The organism is Chamaesiphon sp. OTE_75_metabat_556 (assembly GCF_031378165.1).
In the GTDB taxonomy this organism is placed as follows: domain Bacteria; phylum Cyanobacteriota; class Cyanobacteriia; order Cyanobacteriales; family Chamaesiphonaceae; genus Chamaesiphon.
This window is the reverse complement of record NZ_JANNDR010000198.1, coordinates 1-1,970: the sequence shown is the minus strand read 5'-3', so window position 1 is coordinate 1,970 and position 1,970 is coordinate 1. Positions and strand designations below refer to the sequence as shown.

At 48.5% G+C, this 1,970-nt stretch carries 1 protein-coding gene; it reads left to right on the top strand.

Annotated features, from left to right (window positions below; translation table 11 throughout):
• The coding region (locus RMO27_RS08180; protein ID WP_309731169.1) for a tetratricopeptide repeat protein at positions 1 to 1,726 on the top strand (1,726 nt) is incomplete at its 5' end.
• Between the last annotated feature and the right edge of the window lie 244 nt (positions 1,727 to 1,970).

Below are 1,970 nucleotides of genomic sequence, written 5' to 3'. Positions count from 1 at the left end.
ATTAAATAGTGAAGATGCGGCGAGTGCGGCGGTTGCGCTCGCCGAGCGGCAATTTTTGGCAGCAGTCAAACACCCGAATATCGTGGGGATTTACAACTTTGTCACTCACGATGCGGAAGGGTATATCGTAATGGAATACGTCGGTGGTAAAACGCTCAAGGAAATCCGCAAAGAGCGGGGAATTCTGCCTGTATCGGAAGCCATTGCATACATTCATCGGGTGCTGGGTGCATTTGCCTATCTCCATCAGCTCGGCTTAGTCTACTGCGATTTCAAGCCCGATAACGTCATGCTCGAAGGCGATGATATCAAGCTGATCGATCTAGGTGGTGCGCGCAAAATTGACGATCCCGATGGGGATATTTATGGGACGATCGGTTATGCGGCACCCGAAGCTGAGGAAGGACCGACTATTGTCTCGGACTTATTTACGATCGGGCGAACTTTAGCCGTATTAGTCACCAATATTTCGGGATTTAGCACCGAGCATCAGTACACGATCCCCAGTGCCCAGTCAGATCCGGTATTCTCTAAACAAGAATCGCTCTATCGCTTCCTGCTCAAAGCCACCGCCGCAGCCGCCGACGATCGCTTCCAGACAGCCGAAGAGATGGCAGAGCAGCTTTTGGGCGTATTGCGAGAAGTTGTGGCGGTGGCAACGAATACACCGCGTCCAGCTAATAGTACTTTATTTGATGGCGATCGATTGGCCATCACTGCTGGGGGCGATTTGAGCCAGATCCAGCCTAGTTACTTGCATTTGCCCAATCTGCTCATCGATACCAAAGATCTGGGCTTCAATGTCGTCCTCAATGCCAGTATGACAGCAGATCTCGATCGCCGGATCGAGCAATTACAACAAGTTGTCAAACAATTGCCCACCTCGATCGAAGCCAAGCTGCGACTGGCAAATAGTTTCATTGATCGATGTTGCATGGCTGTGCGTTCGCCGCAAGGTTTACGCTATCCCATTCCGATCGCTACCCAGGACTACATCGAAGCAGATATGTGTCTAGAGCAAGTAGCCCAGCAAGATGCCTGGGATTGGCGAGTAGATTGGTATCGTGGTAAATCTCTCCTCGCTCAAAATCGTCCCCAAGAAGCGCAAGCGGCATTCGATCGAGTATATTTCGATCTCCCTGGCGAACTCGCACCGAAACTGGCGTTTGCGATCGCTGCCGAGCAGGGACAAAACTACCAGCTTGCCGCGCAGATGTACGAACTTGTCGAACGTACCGATCTCAATTATCCCACTTCGGCCTTTGGTTTAGCCCGTTGTCGGTTGATGCAAGGCGATCGCAATGGTGCCGTTCTCGCGTTACAACAAGTCCCACAAACATCAAATCTGTATACCAGAGCCAAAGTCGAAATCGCGCGAATTTTGGTCGATCGACAGTTACCCGTCGCGCTCAATAGCCCCAAACATCCCCAACCGACGCTCGCCGAACTCAAGTCTGCAAATCAAACAGTTGAAGCCCTAACTTTAGAAGGGATCGAGAAATATCGACTCGATCGGCAAGTATTAGAAACAGCCCTAACTTTACTGACATCTAAAGCCATTACAGCCCAAAAAGATCTGGCAATTTTAGGACAACCGCTAGAGGAAGTTAAGCTCCGCCAAGGTTTGGAAAAAGTCTTGAGATCGATGGCTCATCTGAGTACTGGCGATGAGAAGATCTTGTTAGTAGATGAAGCAAATCGAGTCAGACCAAAAACGTTATTTTAAAAGGTCGATCGTCAATATATCTGTAGACATCGTTCTATTTTTAGCTGCAAGGCAATTTATCTGACAATCCGAAATCGTATTAGTGAAATCCCCATGATGATCGAGAAAATAGCCAATCTTAGATATCTTAAATATCTCAGTCTCACAGGCAATCCGATAATCCGATCGCGAAAATGCTCACGACGATCGGAAGATATAAAATCGAGATCCGCTAACAATGCGGTGGGATTTCTCTTAGCAGATT